This window comes from Spirosoma luteum DSM 19990 (assembly GCF_000374065.1).
GTDB classification, from domain to species: domain Bacteria; phylum Bacteroidota; class Bacteroidia; order Cytophagales; family Spirosomataceae; genus Spirosoma; species Spirosoma luteum.
Genome location: NZ_KB893261.1, coordinates 1 through 15,230 on the forward strand (window position 1 = coordinate 1; position 15,230 = coordinate 15,230).

Sequence of the window (15,230 nt, forward strand, 5' to 3'; positions counted from 1 at the left end):
AACGTGAATACTGGATTAGATTCAAGACGCTGAAAGCGCAATAGGGGCAGTAGAGCTAAATTTGTGGTGTCTAAGCCAACAAATCAAACTCCTCGCCCCTATGCAGTCGCAAATTTCCGAAGAAAAACTCATTGAACTCTTCATTGCAGTCGATGATTTTGTCAATCTATTTGATCAATGGCTGGCCAGTCGGGCTTTAGCCCCCACTCGCCAGCCAACCCGACAGCCTGAGTTAAGCAACAGCGAAATCATCACTATCCTGGTCTATTATCATCACTCAGGCTACAAAAACTTTCAATACTATTATCAGCGGTTAGTTCAAACTCAAATGCCTACCTACTTCCCCCGGCTTGTTACTTATCAGCGATTTATCGACTTGCTACCCCGGCAGGTAGCCACCATCCATGTGCTGACCAAATACCTATGTCTGCTTAGCAAACGGACCGGTTGCTATTTCGCCGATAGCAAGAAACTGCCCGTCTGTGACAACCGCCGTATTCATTTCCATCGGGTCTTCAAAGACATCGCTAGCCGGGGCAAATCATCAACAGGCTGGTTTTACGGTCTCAAATTACACTTGGTTATCAATCAGTTAGGTCAGGTTATGAATTTTCTCCTTACGCCTGCCAGCGTCTCCGACAATAACGAAACAGTCTTGGGTCGGCTCTTGGGAAGCCTAACCGGCAAATGCTATGCTGACAAAGGCTACATCAGTAAACTCTTCGAGCAGTTTTATCAGCAGGGACTTCATATCATTACTAAAATCCGCAAAAACATGAAGAATTCGGTGATGGATTTAGATGACAAACTGCGGCTTAAAAAGCGGGCCTTAATTGAATCGGTGAATGACATTTTGATGAGCGTGATGGATGTAGATCACAGCCGCCATCGTTCACCGCTGAATGCTATTGTACACACGATGGCGGGCTTAGTGGCCTATCATTTTTACGATACCAAACCGTCAGTATTTGTTAAACCTGTCCATGCCTAATCCCGTATTCACGTTAATTGAATGAAACAATCGTTACGAAACAAGGTGCTTACGGGCCTGCTGCTGGTTGGCTTTTATTCGTCAATGGCGCAGACTTCCTACCTTATCTCGGGACGGGTAACAGATGCGGCTACAGGCGAGGGAGTTCCATTTGCCAGTATTGCCGTTCAGGGTAAATCGTTGGGAACGACATCGGACGTCGATGGACGGTACTCGCTCCGGCTTGAGCAGCGGGCGGATTCTATTCAGGTTTTTAGTTTGGGTTACCGCCCTATGTCCTACCCGATAGCGGCACTGGCTACGCAGGTAATCGACGCTGGTTTGGCCGCCACGGCAACCAAACTACAGGAGGTGAAGGTATACGCCAAAGGGGGTGACCCCGCCTACCGAATCATGCGCGAAGCCGTTCGTCGGAGTGACCAGTTCAATCCGGCGCAGCTATCCGCCTATCAGTACGAGAGCTACACAAAAATTGAGGGGTATATTAACAATTTTGCCCGCAAACGAAAGAATAACCGGCCTCCCGGTCCTGTAAACAGGTTGTTGGGTAAGCTACCGGCCATTACCGATGCCAGCGGACAATCGGCCATACCCGTGTTCATCTCCGAAACCTTTTCAACCTTTTACCACCGTATCAATCCCGAAAAAGTAAAAGAACACATCCTGAAGACGCACGTAACGGGTGTGGGCGTTAGTGATGGCGGATTGATTTCCCAACTGACGGGGGCGTCGTTTCAGCAGTATAATTTTTACCGGAATTCACTCCAGATTCTCAACAAAGATATTCCGTCCCCCCTGGGCAACGCCTGGGAAACGATTTACACGTTTCACCTGAAAGATACGGTGTCCCTGTACAACGGGGTATGCTACGAAATTGAATTCTCGCCCAAACGAGTCACCGAACTGGCTTTTACCGGTACCGTTTGGGTGGATACGCTGCGTATGGCGTTGGCGCAGGTTGATGTCCACATCGATAAGCGCGCCAACATCAATTTTGTGGAGAGCCTGCACCTTGAGCAGGACTGGGAAACATCGGCATCGGGCCTGCGCTTTCCAACCCAAACCCAGCTGACGATTGATACCGACCAGCCCACGCCAAATTCCCCCGGGGTGCTGATTCGGTTGCTTACCAATGCTGCCAACATCACAGAAAACAGGCCGAACGAGGTGGGTTTTTATGATCCCTCCATCGAACTGTCGGACGGGTACCGGGAAGCTGACAGCGCATTCTGGAACAGGGTGCGGCCAATGTCACTTTCTGCCACCGAGTTTCGGGCCATGCGGGTAGTTGACTCCGTACGCAATGTACCCGTTGTGAAAGTAGCCGGTGAGCTGATCAAACTGGGGGTGCTGGGCTACGTACCCCTGGGTAAATGGAATGTAGAACTGGGACCGGTGCTGTATTCGTACGCGAATAATACTGTTGAGGGAAACCGGTTTCGGCTGGGGATGCGTACCAATACCGGATTTAGCAAAAAGTGGCTGCTAAATGGTTATCTGGCGTACGGAACCAGGGATAAGGCGCTTAAATACAGCGTTGGTATCGACTATATCCTGAGTCGTAAACCCTGGACGGTACTCGGTGTCCGGCAGAGTTATGACCTGGAACGGATAGGTGTATCGTCCGATAACATCGGGAACAATTCCCTGTTTTCAGCTTACTCCCGGTTTGGTACCATCCGCCGACCTTATTTTCAGGAAGAGCAGCAGGTATATATCCGGCGGGAAATGGGGCATGGCTTCACGCAGACACTGACCTTGCGGCAACGCAGCTTTGAGCCGCTGTTTCCTTTTGCCTATTACGTCAATAATTATGATGCGTCGACCCGAAGCAACTACCAAATGACGGAGCTGGTGTCGGAAACGCGTTTTGCACCAGACGAGATTATGTTGCAGGATGGCAATACCCGGATCAGTGCCGGTGCCACACGCAAACCGATTTTTACCCTCCAGTATAATCTGAGTTTTCGTCACGTACTGGGCAGTGATTTTACCTATCAGCGCATCGCCCTCACCATGAAACATTCGTTTCGGATGGGTATTCTGGGCCGTACGTATTACTCCGTTGGCGCGGGCATTATCCCGTCTGCCGTTCCTTATCCACTGCTGTACACGCCCCTGGGCAACGAGTCGTCGTTTTACGTCGGCAATGCGTATAACCTGATGAACTACTTCGAGTTTGTGTCTGACCGGTGGGCTACGGCACAAATCGAACATAACTTCGGGGGTTTATTACTCAATCGGTTGCCATTACTGCGCCGGCTTAAATGGCGCGAGCTGATAACGGCTAAAGTGCTGGTGGGCAGTGTGTCGGCGGATAATACGGCCCTGATTCCAGCCACGAACGAGGCCGGGCAGGCCATTAATGGCTTTAGTGTCCTAACCAGAACACCTTACGTTGAAGTTGGATACGGTATCGACAATATCTTTAAAGTGCTGCGGGTAGATGCTATCCACCGGCTCACCTATCGTGATAACATTGGCCGTACCGGCATTCCGGTAACGCCTTTTGCCATCAAACTGTCGGGTTGGCTGTCATTTTAAAGCCTATTCATTTCGTCGTGATAAACGGCTTGGCGTGAGCAAAAACAGGCTGGTTTTCCCATAAAAAAGCCTTCCGGTACGACGAATATCGTAATCGGAAGGCTTTTTCAATGATCCTTTGTATACGCTTAGACTGGAATTTTAATAAAGGTCACCATAACAGACAATTTTTTTTGAATTAGTTTACAAAATTATGTTCGCAGAGGGCCTGTATTTTGTCCCGGCTTCGCTTTAGTCGCATTTTGACCGCGCTTGGCGTGAGATCCAGGGTTTGAGCAATTTCGTCGATACTCAGTCCATCCTCATATTTTAACCGGAGTAAACTGCGCTCTTTGGCCGACAGGCTGGTCATGGCCTGCTGCATAAGCTGGAGCGTTTCTTCATGGAGTTGTTCATCCATGGATTCAGCCTTGTCCCATTCGTTGTTAAAATCCAGACTGGTAGTGGAAAAACGTTTGGCAATCCGAAGCTGATCGGCGCAGTAATTGAACGAAACGGAATAGAGCCAGGTAGAAAAACTGGACCGTTGCTCGAAGGCTTCCAGCTTATTGAATACCTTGATGAAAATATCGTGGGTGAAGTCTTCTGCCTTTTCGGTATCGTGGGTCATGGATAAACACCGCTGATAAACTTTGCCCACGTATCGCTTATACAGAATTTCGAAGCATTGATTCGACTGATCGGGTAAATACTGACGAATTGCTTCCTCGTCGGTTAAGGCCTTGTACATTAGAAGGTTTAAATTTTAAGTTTAGAAAGATTCGTTGAGTTAAAGTGCTTTCGCTATTTTGTTTATTTAAGACTAAAAAGGGTAATATAGGACACTATTAATTTATTAGGCGGTTTATTTATTTTTTGGGTACACTAAGAGAAAAGATCCAGGAGACTGGCAGCTGAATTCAAGTTATCGTAAAAAAAGACAGCTAACTTGTTGATTATGAGCAGTTGAGATTTTTGCTTTGACCTGCCTGTGAGTTGCTAGTTGTATGTAACCCAATAAATCGACACGTCACTGGCCTGAGCGAACCCAGTTGCGAAATTGGCGGAAGCGGCATCAATCCATTGCCATTGTGAATGTAATTTTTCCTGGGTATCCCATAAGCGGGTACTGACACACCTGCAATGCATTAGTCTTGTATTCTGTCGGAAACTGGTAAGAAAGTAGCCCGATAACCCTCGCTAAGCTGACTCATTTATGATTGAAGACGGGACGGAAGGTTACCATTAAAATAGAGCGCCTGAACACCGGGGAGGTTGTCAGGACCGCTCTGTTGGCTTAGCCTACAGGTTCATGTAATGTCAACAGGTACTGGTTCTCCAGAACCGGTTATGGTAAATCAAGTCAAATACGATCCGGCAGTGTAACTGTAGATGGGGCCGCGATACCGCCGGGTCACTTGGTGTTGGTTCGACCTTTATTTTCCACCGTCCTGTTACGAACAATAACCGGTATAACGGAGACCATGCCTGATTATAGTGGACAGCCTGGTGACTCACTTCAATTGGTTGTTAGATTGCTGTGTAAGTGATAAAAATTACCTGATGCGCTGTGGGAAATTCCATTGTACTTAGTTTATTGCCACTTTGTAATGGCCTAAGTGGTACCGAATAAATAGGAAACAATTGCTTCTCTTGCTGAGTATCTTCAGCTCCATCAACGTAACAGCGCAACTAGTAAACCAGACCGACAGCCTTCAAACAGCCGGGCCTGAGCATGTAGTAAGGAAAACAGAATCAGTCAGTTTGCTACTTTACAACCGGCTGATCATCGATGCGAAAGGGAATATACGTACTGACCAGAACATCGTACCGACCTTTCGCCTGACTAATTTTCTGAAACTACAGGTGGGCTTTCGACTGGGCGAACGGCCGTATAACCTGAATTCATACTATCACTACAAGGTGGAGTTACAAACAAAATCGTTCTGGAATGTGCTACGGTTTATTGCCCGTATGTCGACGAATGTGATTGAAAACACGGGGCCTGACCTGGGTGATCCCTATACCCGGAGCAATTATCTGGGCGTAGCTGAGGTGAAGTATCCGCTATCGAAAAAAATCCTGTTTGCGGGCGGGCTTGGTTATTTGTATGCGTTCAAAAAGGTCAACTACCTTGAAGGGGCACCCGTAACGAATGGCATCCAAAACAATCACCTGATTTATAAAGCAGCTATTCACTACGAATTCAGTCCGAGGGGATTTGTAGGGGTGGCATTTGGTACCTACGACGTGTTCAATCCGTATAATCTTAACGAGCCGTTCGCGCAGATTGACTGCGAATATGATTTCTCGAAGCGGACTACGCTCTATACGTACTACCGCTACCAGGAAGCAGGCCATTTCAATGAGCCGCTCAACAGTTTTATCTGCACGGGTATCCGGCTACACTTTTACAAAAAGTAAACGGGACCATTAAACAGACTACTTACCAGCGACTAACCATCAGCATAAATAATAAACGACCTCCGAAGTGCATATAAACTTTATACAGCTCGCCCAATGCATCAATCATCATCTGTTCCTCGTGCCGCACCCGGCCCGGATACATCACCCGGAACCAGATAAGCTGAGGTAAACTGATAAACCAGTTAGCAGAAAGATTAGTCTTTGGATTGCGTAACCCGGTAATCCCTGTAGTTCTTTTCGATGATGGCGTCTTTGAACACCTTGAAATACGCAGTGCCTTTTTGAACACCATACTCTTTTTTTAACAGCGACTCAATCTCGTAGTCAGCCCCTTTGATCACTGGATCCATAATGAACAAGTAGGTATACGACCCGTCGGCTTCGGGTTTGGTGGGATGCATAACCCGCGTCTGCTTGAAAATTTTCCGTTCAGCCGCGGATAAGTTCCTGGCCCCGGGCCAGAAGATTTCGTGAATAAATCGTTCGTACTGAGCACGTTTGTTGGCTTTAACGGGATAGGCAATCACCCAAACGGTTTCATTGGGTTTGGCTACCGTATGAACTGCCTGACTTAGAGCGGGTGCCGCGATTAGGATGATCAGGCAGAAACTGTATAAAAGACGGATGTGGTAGGCCATTGCACAGAATGGTTAAAGGGTGAAAATTAATACGTAAACAGCCGGTCACTATCGGCAGCGAGTTTGACCAGTACCGTTGGCATGGCAAACTCTGCTGGTTTTCCGGCTATATCGGCCTCGGTCATGCCCCGCGCTTTGGCCGACATGCCTGAAACGTAGAACTTGCCGCCCGCTTTTACGATGGCTTCGTAATGGTCGCGGAGCTTGCCCGTGCCTACGCCAATTACTTTGTCCAGTTCGGCATCTTTAAGTAGCGGAGCGGCATCGCCCGCCAGAAAGAGCGACACCGTATGGCCTTCGTCCAGAGCGGTTTTGGCTACCAGAAATCCTAGTGCAGCCTTTGTCGGGTTTTCAGAACCACAGGTGATGTGAATCAGGAATTTCATCTTCTTAGGGGAGTTAGACGCTGATGGTTGCGCGTACAGGGTAGCGCCCACCATCAGCGTTAGGAGCAGAGTGAATAGATAGCGGTTGTACTTCATGGCTCATTGGGGTTATTCCTCGCGAATCAGGGGCTTGATCTGTTCGGCCATTTCTGGCGTGACCGTTGTTTGGTGGGCTTCCAGCGCGTGCTGCGCGGCTAATTGCAGTACTTCCGCTTCGCTATCGGCCTGGATGATACCGGGACAGTCGAAGCCTACATCTTTGCAGTGGAGGGTTTTCATGGTTGGAGAATTTTAGTGGAACGGTATTGATTCACGAGTAAATGTCCGTGAGTTACTGGTAAAGCGCAATACCTCTATTGGGGTATTTTTCCCGTATTATTATCCTGCCCCACTAAGAGTTTTCCCTGTGTTCAGCTAAAACGTACGGGAAAATGGCCCTTGCGAATTGTTTTCAAATTGGTCAATTCAGAACGTATTCTTTTCGCCTGCGAACAGGTTTTATCGCGCACGAAAAACCAAAACGGTCTGGTATGTTGTCTCAGAAACTGACAACATACCAGACCGTTTTGAGGAGAAAACCAGTTACTCCGTTCCTCTAAGCTACCTTAAGCCGTAGTGCCGCCACAGCTCGAACCCGCCCCGGCAGTGCAGCCGTAGCAATGCTGGTTGATGACTACTTTGCGCTGACCCAGGGTGTCTACATCGAAATTTTGAACGTGTTGTACCGGACTGGCTACTTTCAAATCCAGCATCTGGTTGAAATCGCAGTCGTAGAGGTAGCCGTCCCAGCTAATCGAGATGGTATCCCGGCACATAACGCCCATAGCCGCCACGGGGTTGAACGCGTTGACCAGTTTTTCCATGTAGGCATCGTAGTTGCCCGACGAAATCAGGTAATCCAGATACCGGCTGATGGGAATGTTGGTGATGGCGAACAGGTCGTTAAACACGATGCCAAACTCATCGAACAGAACCCGCTTGAACTGGCGGGTCAAACTATCCTGCGAACCGGGTAGGAACGCCCCGTTTGGGTTGTAGACCAGATTCAATTTCAGGTCCGAATCAGGTTGGCCGTACCCAACAGCGTTGAGCATACCCAGTGCCTTTATAGAGTCACCGAAAACGCCTTTACCCCGCTGCCGGTCCGTTTTGTCGGCATTATAGAAGGGCAACGAACTAACCACTTCCACCTGATGCTGGCGGAAGAATTCGGGCAGGTCATTGTATTTGGGGTTCGCTACAATGATGGTCAGGTTGCAGCGTACAATCACGTGCCGGCCCAGCTTCCGGATTTCTTCTACAAACCACCGGAAATCGGGATTCATTTCCGGAGCACCACCGGTCAGGTCAACCGTAGCGATGCTGGTTTTGGCCAGCGCATCGAGGCATTGCTGCATTGTTTCGCGGGTCATGATTTCCTTGCGGTCCGGCCCGGCATCGACGTGGCAATGCTTGCAAACCTGGTTGCACATCTTACCCACGTTGACCTGAAAAATGGCGGGTTGGTTGGGTAGCAACGGGAAGAGTCCGGCGTCCTGCAATTTCTCGTGAAAAAGCGGAAGCTGTAGGGTATCGGCAACCTTGTCGTGCAGCGATTGTAACTGAAAGGCTGAACTGGCTAACTGGTGGCCACTGGCTTTAAGTGATTTCATAGAATGTTTGTGGTTTATAGTTTTCGGTTTATGGTTTTCGGCAGTCCGTCGCACTACATTTTAATGCGTCAGCCAACCCAAAAGCACAAACTGAAAACCACAAACTAATTTTGCTTACATAGAAAGGCTTTTTGCTTTATTCATCATCTGGACGCCATGAACCAGTGAGGCACCTCCCCGGATGGCGGCCGCTACGTGAACGGCTTCCATCATTTCTGCTTCTGAGCAGCCTTTTTCCAGCGTATCGCTGGTGTAGGCGTCGATGCAATAGGGGCATTGAACCGTATGCGAAACGGCCAGCGCAATAAGTGATTTTTCACGGGCTGTCAGGGCACCTTCGGCAAAAACGGAGCCGTAGTAAGAGAAAAACTTGTCGGCCAGTTCTTTTTGAAACTCACCAATTTTGCCGAATTTCTTGAGGTCTTCAGGATTGTAATACGTTTCCATTTGCTTGAAAGAATCTTGATGTATTAACGAAAATAGACTGTTTTTAGATTGGTGGAGCATAGGGTGGGTGGTACCGATAACCCCTGGCTCCGCTATTCATAAAAATGGCGCATCCGCCGGATGCTTGTCAGCACCACCCAGTCGCCAATGCGGGGGAAGTACGTATGCACCACTGCAATCAATAAGCCTAAAGCGGAAATAACCGTTCGTTTCTGCCGACGACGAATGTGTTTGAGAATGATAGCAGCCACCTCTTTCTGGCTTTTCTGCCAGCGCGGTGGGCGGTGGGCGATGGGCACGGGCAGCCCTTCGGCATCCAGCACCCGCTTTTCGGGGTCGTTCTGGGTAAAGCCAATGTGTACAACCCCAAACTGAATACCCGTGTGGTCCAGTTCCAGCCGGAGCGTGTGCGCCAGGTTGGTCAGGGCGGCTTTCCCGGCGCAGTAAGCCGAGCCACTGGGCATCCCGTTGAGGGCCGAAATAGACGAGATAAACGTGACGCAGCCCCGCGTTTTGGTCAGGTGTGGCAGGGCTACTTTAAGGGGGTAAACACTGCCATACACATTACTGTCGAGAACCTCCCGAAACACGTCGGGCTGCATATCGGCGAAGTAGGCCCGCATGGAAATACTGGCGTTGGTAATCAGAATATCCAGTTGACCAAAGGCATCGATGGCGGTAGCAATCAGGCGTTCGCAGTCAGCATAGACCGTTACATCGGCCAGACAGCTGACTACCGGAAGTTGCCCGGCCAGGAATTCCCGCTCGGTCTGGGCCAGCCGGTCGGCCGTGCGCCCGTTGAGTACAACAGAAGCCCCGGCTTCGCACAGGGCGCGGGCGGTTGCTTTCCCAATGCCCGACTCAGAACCCGTAACGATGGCTACTTTCCCGGCAAAAGGGCCGGGTTTGCCCTGCGCCGGTCGGCGAATCACACCGGCTTTTTTGCCTTCATTTAATCCCGCCGTTTCGCCCACTTCCTGCTCGGATTCGTCCGGCATCAGCAGGAGGGAGGGTTTATTTAGCTCCGGCATTTGTTGTAACATAGTCATGTTTTTTAAACCAGTCGAAGGCGTCACGGATTGCTTCGGCAATGGGTGTTTGCGGAAGGCCCAGTTCCGTAATGGCTTTTTGGGACGAGAAATAATGCCCGTCGTTGGCAACGGCAATCATGGCCGAATTAAGCTGACCCGGCTGCCCGGTTGCCCGTGCCCAGGCATCGCACAGAAAGCCGTACGAGCGGGCCAAACCCGGCGGAATGGGCCATCGGGGCGGGGCAACCCCCAGTAGCCTGGCCATTAGGTGAAACGATTCCTGATAACTCATGTTTTCGTTACCCAGAATATAGGACTCGCCAATTCGCCCCTGCGTTAAGGCATTGACCGTGGCAACGGCCACATCCCGAACGTGGACAAAATTTTTGCCGCCCACCGGGTACCCGATTACTTTACCCCGGAAGAGTTCAAGCAGCATGCGCCCCGATGTTGGCTTGGCATCCAGCGGCCCCAGCATAAACGTAGGATGAACCAATACGGCCGGTAAGCCCAGTTTCTGCACGGCCTGCTGTACCGTTTGGGTAGCGGCCCGTTTACTGTCGATGTAGTCCGAGCCGTAGCCTTGCCCGGCAAAAGGCGTTGCTTCGGTACCGGGTTGTTCCCTCGTGCCAAAGCCAAAGACATTGGCCGTACCGACGTACACAAAACGCTTTATCCCACTACGATGAGCCACCTCGACCGTGGTTTCCGTACCCGCCAGATTCATGGCCCAGATGGCCGGGCTACGGGCCGGATTGACCTGTGCCAGTGCGGCTGCATGAATCAGGGCATCACAACCGTCGATGGCCCGTTCCAGCGCATCCGACTTCCGAATGTCGCCTTCACAGTATGTAATGGGCAATCCGGTCAGCGTTTGGCAGTTGCTGCCCGGCCGGACGAACGCGCGGACCTGGTAGTTGCGACGGAGCAACTCATGGGTCAGATGAGAGCCCAGAAAGCCATTTGCGCCAGTGACCAGTACCGTTTTGTTCATCAGCGATAGTTGAGTAACGCTTTATAGGTACGGGCAATGCGGGTAGGGCACACATTCAGGAAAAAGAGCGAAAAAGCGGTGAGGTTCGCTACCTGTACCCGCAGCCAACTGTTGGTGTCGTATTTGCGGGCCGAAACAAGTACATCTTTGGGGATGATGGCAAAACGGGCAACCTTCCGGATACGTACGATAATGTCAAAATCTTCCATGATGACGTAGCGTTCGTTGAAGCCTTCCAGCCGATTGAACAGCGTCTGGGTGATGAACAGGGTCTGGTCACCACCCCGGCTCATAATGCCCGGAAAACGGGTTCCGTAGCTGTTGAACCGCAGCAGAGGCTTGGGGGAGTTGAACCGGAACCGGTAACAACCCGATTCACACCCCGATTGTATGGCCTGTTCAATGTCCTGCGTAAACTCGGGGTGAACCCGAACATCGGCGTGTACGAAATAGAATACGTCACCATTGGCGAGGCTGGCCCCGAAGTTCATCTGGGCGGCCCGACCCGGTTTGGGCGATTGATAGACGCAGGCACCCGCCTGCCGGGCAACATCGGGGGTACCATCCGTACTGTCGGCGTCGATAACCAGAATCTCGATAAGTTGAGGCCCGCCATATGCCCGTAAATCATGCACTAACTGCCCGATATTACCAGCTTCGTTGTGGGTTGGAATGATGGCACTAAGCGTCATTAGTCGATGGTTACAATTGGAAAACTACTACATTTATCGGCCCTTAACAATAACGAAAGGCGATTTGCCCGGTATTTTGTTTAAAACGCTTCGCCGAGGGTAAGGTAGAATCCACTCGATTGCTGGCCAAACCCGTAATCGACCCGAATGTTAAGGTGGTCCAGCCGATTTATCGTGAACCGGAGCCCGGCACCGTAAGCGGCTTTTGGGTCGGAGGGACGCAATATCGAGGCATCGTCGCCCAGAATGCCTACCCCGCCAAAAACAACACCGCCCAGACGTTTATAAATATCGAACCGTACTTCGCTTTGTATCAGGGCGGCATTCTGATCCCGAAACCGGCCTTCATAATAGCCCCGCATTCGTTTGGTGCCGCCCAGCAATGACATAGCGTTGAACGGCGCGACACCTTTCGTAAAACTTACGAAATAATTGAGGGCTAAGATTGCGTGTTTGCTCAACGCGTGGTACGATGACACGTCGGCTGAGTACCGGTCAAACCGGACGTTGCTGCCCCACACCCGGCTCTGATTCAGGAACGCCACATCGGCAACCAGGCCTTTGGTGGGGAAGAAAATCTGGTTCCGGGAGTCGTAAAAGAGGCCCAGCCCTGCACCGGCCAGTTTGCTGCCCAGTCCGCCCGGTACCGTACCCGTAGCCAGCAGTCCATCCGGTTCTACGGTGGTTACCTGATAATCTTCGTACTGATACCGCACACCGGCGTACAGTTTCCCGACGGGAATGGCCGAAGCCGCTATCTGCCGAAACGCGTTGACCCGGATGCGCGGAAAATTGACGGCGTATAGCTCACGGGGTACTTCCCGCTGGCCCACGCCAAAAAAGAAATAACTGTATTTGTAGTACCCCGCTTCGCCGTTGATATAGTATTTGTCCCGGTCGTAGAATAGCTGGAAAGGCACGTAAAACAGCAACTGTTTATTCTGCGTATAGGCAGCACCGAGCGTGACCTGTGAAGGCCGTACGGTAGCTGCAGAATCGGCGCGGAGGGCCGCCATATCACGCTTGAATCGAAAGGTAAACGTAGGCGCAACTCCGTAGGCCAGCCGCGTTTCGGGGGTGTAGTAAACAAGGGGTAAAGGCAGCAAACTGAACGCTTTTGGAACACTATCGGCAGGGGTAGAAACGGATAAGGCAGTAAACAGGGTTAAAAGAAGCATTTGAAACAGAAGTTAACGTACTTTAGCATACGATAAAGTAACCGGCAGGGTTTGGACACGGATGAATCAAAAACCTTTTAAGCTTTCGGGTCGTATATCAAGTAGTAACAACATTTTTAAAGGTACCATGAAAAAAACATCATTCCTCACACTGGCTTTAACGGGTTTGCTTATTACCCTGCTTACGGCCTTTACCCACACGAACGACACTACGCACAATACTGTAAACGCGGCCCCCGTTGACCACAGCATTTTTGACAAACTGCTGAAAAAATACGTCAATGATAAAGGGCTGGTTAACTATAAAGGGTTTAAGTCGGACGTAAAAACACTGGATCAGTACCTGGATATGCTGAGCAAAAATCCACCGGCATCATCTTGGAGCAAGAACGAGGAGATGGCTTACTGGATCAATGCCTATAATGCCTTCACCATTAAGGATGTGGTAAAACATTATCCTATTGAGAGCATCAAGGATATTGGCTCAAAAATTCAAATTCCTTTCGTTACGACCCCCTGGGCGGAGAAGTTTTTTACCATTGGCGGGGAGAAAATGAGTCTCGATAATATTGAGCACGGTACGTTACGCAAGAAATACAACGACCCCAGAATTCACTTCGCACTGGTGTGCGCATCAATTTCCTGCCCCCGGTTGCGGAATGAAGCCTTTACCGCCGATAAACTGGATGCCCAGTTGAACGATCAGGGGAGTGATTTTCTGAATAATCCAGCCAAAAACAAAATCAGCAAAGACGCAGCCAAACTGTCGAAATACTTCGACTGGTACAAGGGTGATTTCAAAGACGGCGGCCAGTCGGTGGTGAAGTGGGTCAATAAATACTCGACCACCAAAATAACCGATAACACCAAAATCGACTACTTGGATTATAACTGGAACCTCAACGAACAGAAGTAATTCGTTGCTGAACCGGCTTTCCATGAAGCACATCATCATTATCGGTAACGGCATTGCCGGCATTACCACCGCCCGACACGTTCGCCAGCAGGACGACACCGCTCGGATTACCGTCATTTCGGCGGAATCCGAGCACTTTTATTCGCGCACGGCCCTCATGTATATCTACATGGGGCACATGACCTACGAACATACCAAGCCGTATGAGGACTGGTTCTGGAAGAAAAACCGGATTGAACTGGTCAGGGGTTATGTAGAGCAGGTAGACACGGATGCCAGACGTATCCGACTAAATGATGATACCTGGCTGGCCTATGATGCGCTGGTCATTGCCACCGGCTCTGTATCCAGTACCGGCAACTGGCCGGGTCTGGACAGCACAGGGGTACAGGGGCTATATGGATTGCCGGACCTGGAAAGTATGGGGCATCATACCAGCAACATTGACCGGGCTGTAGTGGTAGGCGGGGGGCTCATTGGAATCGAACTGGCCGAAATGCTCCATTCCCGCCATATTCCTGTAACAATGCTCGTGCGCGATACGCACTACTGGAGTTCGACTATCCCGGCCGAAGAAGGAGAACTCATTCGTCGGCACGTTCGCCGGCACGGCGTTGACCTGCAGCTTAAAGCGGAACTGAAAGAAATTCTGGCCGATGAAGCCGGGCACGTTCGGGCCATCGTCACCACCGATGAACGGGAGATTGCCTGTCAATTTGTAGGACTTGGCGTGGGCGTGACGCCGAATATCAGCTTCCTGAAAACATCCGGCATTGAACTGGGAAAAGGTGTTCTGGTCAATGAATACTTCGAGACGAATATCCCGGATGTGTACGCCATCGGCGACTGTAATGAGTTTCGGGTTCCGATAACCGGAACGGACGGCAGCCCACGAAAAGCCATTGAGCAAATCTGGTACACGGGTCGGATGCACGGCGAAACCCTGGCGCAAACGCTGTGTGGCAACCGCACCGCCTATCAGCCGGGTGTGTTTTTCAACTCCGCCAAGTTTTTCGACATCGAGTACCAGACCTACGGCACCATGAACGCCAAACTGGCCGAGGATGAACAAACCTACTACTGGGAACATCCAAATGGGCAGCAGTGCCTGCGCATCAATTACGAAGCAAAGGGGGAGGGGGTGGTGGGTATTCATGCTTTTGGCCTGCGCCTGCGCCACGCCGTTTGCGAACGCTGGATTCGGGAACACTGCCCCTTGCCGGAGGTGCTGAGCCAGTTTCAGCAAGCCGATTTCAACCCGGAGTTTTCGGAGAATTATACAAACCAGTTACAAGGAAAAGGCCCATTACGGAAGAACTGGTTACAGCGATTGTTTAGTACGGCGAATTGAAAAA

Annotated in this window: 15 protein-coding genes; 5 read left to right on the plus strand and 10 right to left on the minus strand. The window is 50.5% G+C overall.

The genetic code is table 11. The features are described 5' to 3' along the window. Window positions 1-100 precede the first annotated feature (100 nt). Both B156_RS0115425 and B156_RS0115430 read left to right on the plus strand, forming a co-directional pair. On the plus strand, window positions 101-991 hold the full coding sequence (locus tag B156_RS0115425; RefSeq protein WP_018620655.1) for an IS982 family transposase: 891 nt from the start codon (window positions 101-103) through the stop codon (window positions 989-991). A gap of 21 nt (window positions 992-1,012) precedes the next feature. After that, window positions 1,013-3,535 (plus strand): DUF5686 and carboxypeptidase-like regulatory domain-containing protein, encoded by a 2,523-nt coding sequence (locus B156_RS0115430; RefSeq protein ID WP_018620656.1) that lies wholly within the window; start codon window positions 1,013-1,015, stop codon window positions 3,533-3,535. A gap of 178 nt (window positions 3,536-3,713) precedes the next feature. Here the strand turns inward: B156_RS0115430 and B156_RS0115435 are convergent, their stop codons facing one another. Continuing rightward, window positions 3,714-4,265: an RNA polymerase sigma factor gene (locus B156_RS0115435; RefSeq protein ID WP_018620657.1), complete on the minus strand. Its 552-nt coding sequence runs from the start codon at window positions 4,263-4,265 to the stop codon at window positions 3,714-3,716. Between the two features lie 902 nt (window positions 4,266-5,167). Here B156_RS0115435 and B156_RS0115440 point away from each other — a divergent pair. Continuing rightward, window positions 5,168-5,938: a porin family protein gene (locus B156_RS0115440; protein ID WP_018620658.1), complete on the plus strand. Its 771-nt coding sequence runs from the start codon at window positions 5,168-5,170 to the stop codon at window positions 5,936-5,938. A gap of 197 nt (window positions 5,939-6,135) precedes the next feature. On the opposite strand, the gene B156_RS0115450 is transcribed toward B156_RS0115440, so the two are convergent. The 9 genes from B156_RS0115450 to B156_RS0115495 form a co-directional block, all read right to left on the minus strand. Continuing rightward, a complete protein-coding gene (locus tag B156_RS0115450) occupies window positions 6,136-6,579 on the minus strand; it encodes a hypothetical protein (RefSeq protein ID WP_018620660.1) in 444 nt (147 codons plus the stop codon). 26 nt (window positions 6,580-6,605) lie between these two features. Then, window positions 6,606-7,061: a DsrE family protein gene (locus B156_RS29275; RefSeq protein ID WP_018620661.1), complete on the minus strand. Its 456-nt coding sequence runs from the start codon at window positions 7,059-7,061 to the stop codon at window positions 6,606-6,608. A 12-nt stretch (window positions 7,062-7,073) separates the two neighbouring features. Continuing rightward, entirely contained in the window at window positions 7,074-7,244 is a 171-nt protein-coding gene (locus tag B156_RS30870) for a DUF1059 domain-containing protein (protein WP_018620662.1), read from the minus strand. A gap of 326 nt (window positions 7,245-7,570) precedes the next feature. Continuing rightward, on the minus strand, window positions 7,571-8,617 hold the full coding sequence (arsS, locus tag B156_RS0115465) for an arsenosugar biosynthesis radical SAM (seleno)protein ArsS (RefSeq protein WP_018620663.1): 1,047 nt from the start codon (window positions 8,615-8,617) through the stop codon (window positions 7,571-7,573). Between the two features lie 114 nt (window positions 8,618-8,731). Beyond that, a complete protein-coding gene (locus B156_RS0115475; protein ID WP_018620665.1) occupies window positions 8,732-9,064 on the minus strand; it encodes an arsenosugar biosynthesis-associated peroxidase-like protein in 333 nt (110 codons plus the stop codon). 92 nt (window positions 9,065-9,156) lie between these two features. Continuing rightward, window positions 9,157-10,113: an SDR family NAD(P)-dependent oxidoreductase gene (locus tag B156_RS0115480; protein WP_245563752.1), complete on the minus strand. Its 957-nt coding sequence runs from the start codon at window positions 10,111-10,113 to the stop codon at window positions 9,157-9,159. Further along, on the minus strand, window positions 10,079-11,089 hold the full coding sequence (locus B156_RS0115485; RefSeq protein WP_018620667.1) for an NAD-dependent epimerase/dehydratase family protein: 1,011 nt from the start codon (window positions 11,087-11,089) through the stop codon (window positions 10,079-10,081). The genes B156_RS0115480 and B156_RS0115485 overlap by 35 nt, the downstream gene beginning before the upstream one ends. Beyond that, the gene (locus B156_RS0115490; RefSeq protein ID WP_018620668.1) at window positions 11,089-11,781 is read right to left on the minus strand and encodes a TIGR04283 family arsenosugar biosynthesis glycosyltransferase; all 693 of its coding nucleotides are present in this window, start codon (window positions 11,779-11,781) and stop codon (window positions 11,089-11,091) included. Before B156_RS0115490 ends, B156_RS0115485 begins: the two co-directional genes overlap by 1 nt. 80 nt (window positions 11,782-11,861) lie before the next feature. Next, on the minus strand, window positions 11,862-12,959 hold the full coding sequence (locus tag B156_RS0115495) for a BamA/TamA family outer membrane protein (protein ID WP_018620669.1): 1,098 nt from the start codon (window positions 12,957-12,959) through the stop codon (window positions 11,862-11,864). 127 nt (window positions 12,960-13,086) lie between these two features. Here B156_RS0115495 and B156_RS0115500 point away from each other — a divergent pair, with 127 nt between their 5' ends. Together B156_RS0115500 and B156_RS0115505 are read left to right on the plus strand one after the other, a co-directional pair. Continuing rightward, window positions 13,087-13,875 (plus strand): DUF547 domain-containing protein, encoded by a 789-nt coding sequence (locus tag B156_RS0115500; RefSeq protein ID WP_040585705.1) that lies wholly within the window; start codon window positions 13,087-13,089, stop codon window positions 13,873-13,875. Window positions 13,876-13,897: 22 nt separating this feature from the next. Further along, window positions 13,898-15,226 (plus strand): NAD(P)/FAD-dependent oxidoreductase, encoded by a 1,329-nt coding sequence (locus B156_RS0115505; RefSeq protein WP_018620671.1) that lies wholly within the window; start codon window positions 13,898-13,900, stop codon window positions 15,224-15,226. Window positions 15,227-15,230: the final 4 nt, after the last annotated feature.

Coding starts and splice junctions, on each gene's coding strand:
- B156_RS0115425 (WP_018620655.1), top strand. CDS start 101: ATGCAGTCGCAAATTTCCGAAGAAAAACTCATTGAACTCTTCATTGCA.
- B156_RS0115430 (WP_018620656.1), top strand. CDS start 1,013: ATGAAACAATCGTTACGAAACAAGGTGCTTACGGGCCTGCTGCTGGTT.
- B156_RS0115435 (WP_018620657.1), bottom strand. CDS start 4,265: ATGTACAAGGCCTTAACCGACGAGGAAGCAATTCGTCAGTATTTACCC.
- B156_RS0115450 (WP_018620660.1), bottom strand. CDS start 6,579: ATGGCCTACCACATCCGTCTTTTATACAGTTTCTGCCTGATCATCCTA.
- B156_RS29275 (WP_018620661.1), bottom strand. CDS start 7,061: ATGAAGTACAACCGCTATCTATTCACTCTGCTCCTAACGCTGATGGTG.
- B156_RS30870 (WP_018620662.1), bottom strand. CDS start 7,244: ATGAAAACCCTCCACTGCAAAGATGTAGGCTTCGACTGTCCCGGTATC.
- arsS (WP_018620663.1), bottom strand. CDS start 8,617: ATGAAATCACTTAAAGCCAGTGGCCACCAGTTAGCCAGTTCAGCCTTT.
- B156_RS0115475 (WP_018620665.1), bottom strand. CDS start 9,064: ATGGAAACGTATTACAATCCTGAAGACCTCAAGAAATTCGGCAAAATT.
- B156_RS0115480 (WP_245563752.1), bottom strand. CDS start 10,113: ATGACTATGTTACAACAAATGCCGGAGCTAAATAAACCCTCCCTCCTG.
- B156_RS0115485 (WP_018620667.1), bottom strand. CDS start 11,089: ATGAACAAAACGGTACTGGTCACTGGCGCAAATGGCTTTCTGGGCTCT.
- B156_RS0115490 (WP_018620668.1), bottom strand. CDS start 11,781: ATGACGCTTAGTGCCATCATTCCAACCCACAACGAAGCTGGTAATATC.
- B156_RS0115495 (WP_018620669.1), bottom strand. CDS start 12,959: ATGCTTCTTTTAACCCTGTTTACTGCCTTATCCGTTTCTACCCCTGCC.
- B156_RS0115500 (WP_040585705.1), top strand. CDS start 13,087: ATGAAAAAAACATCATTCCTCACACTGGCTTTAACGGGTTTGCTTATT.
- B156_RS0115505 (WP_018620671.1), top strand. CDS start 13,898: ATGAAGCACATCATCATTATCGGTAACGGCATTGCCGGCATTACCACC.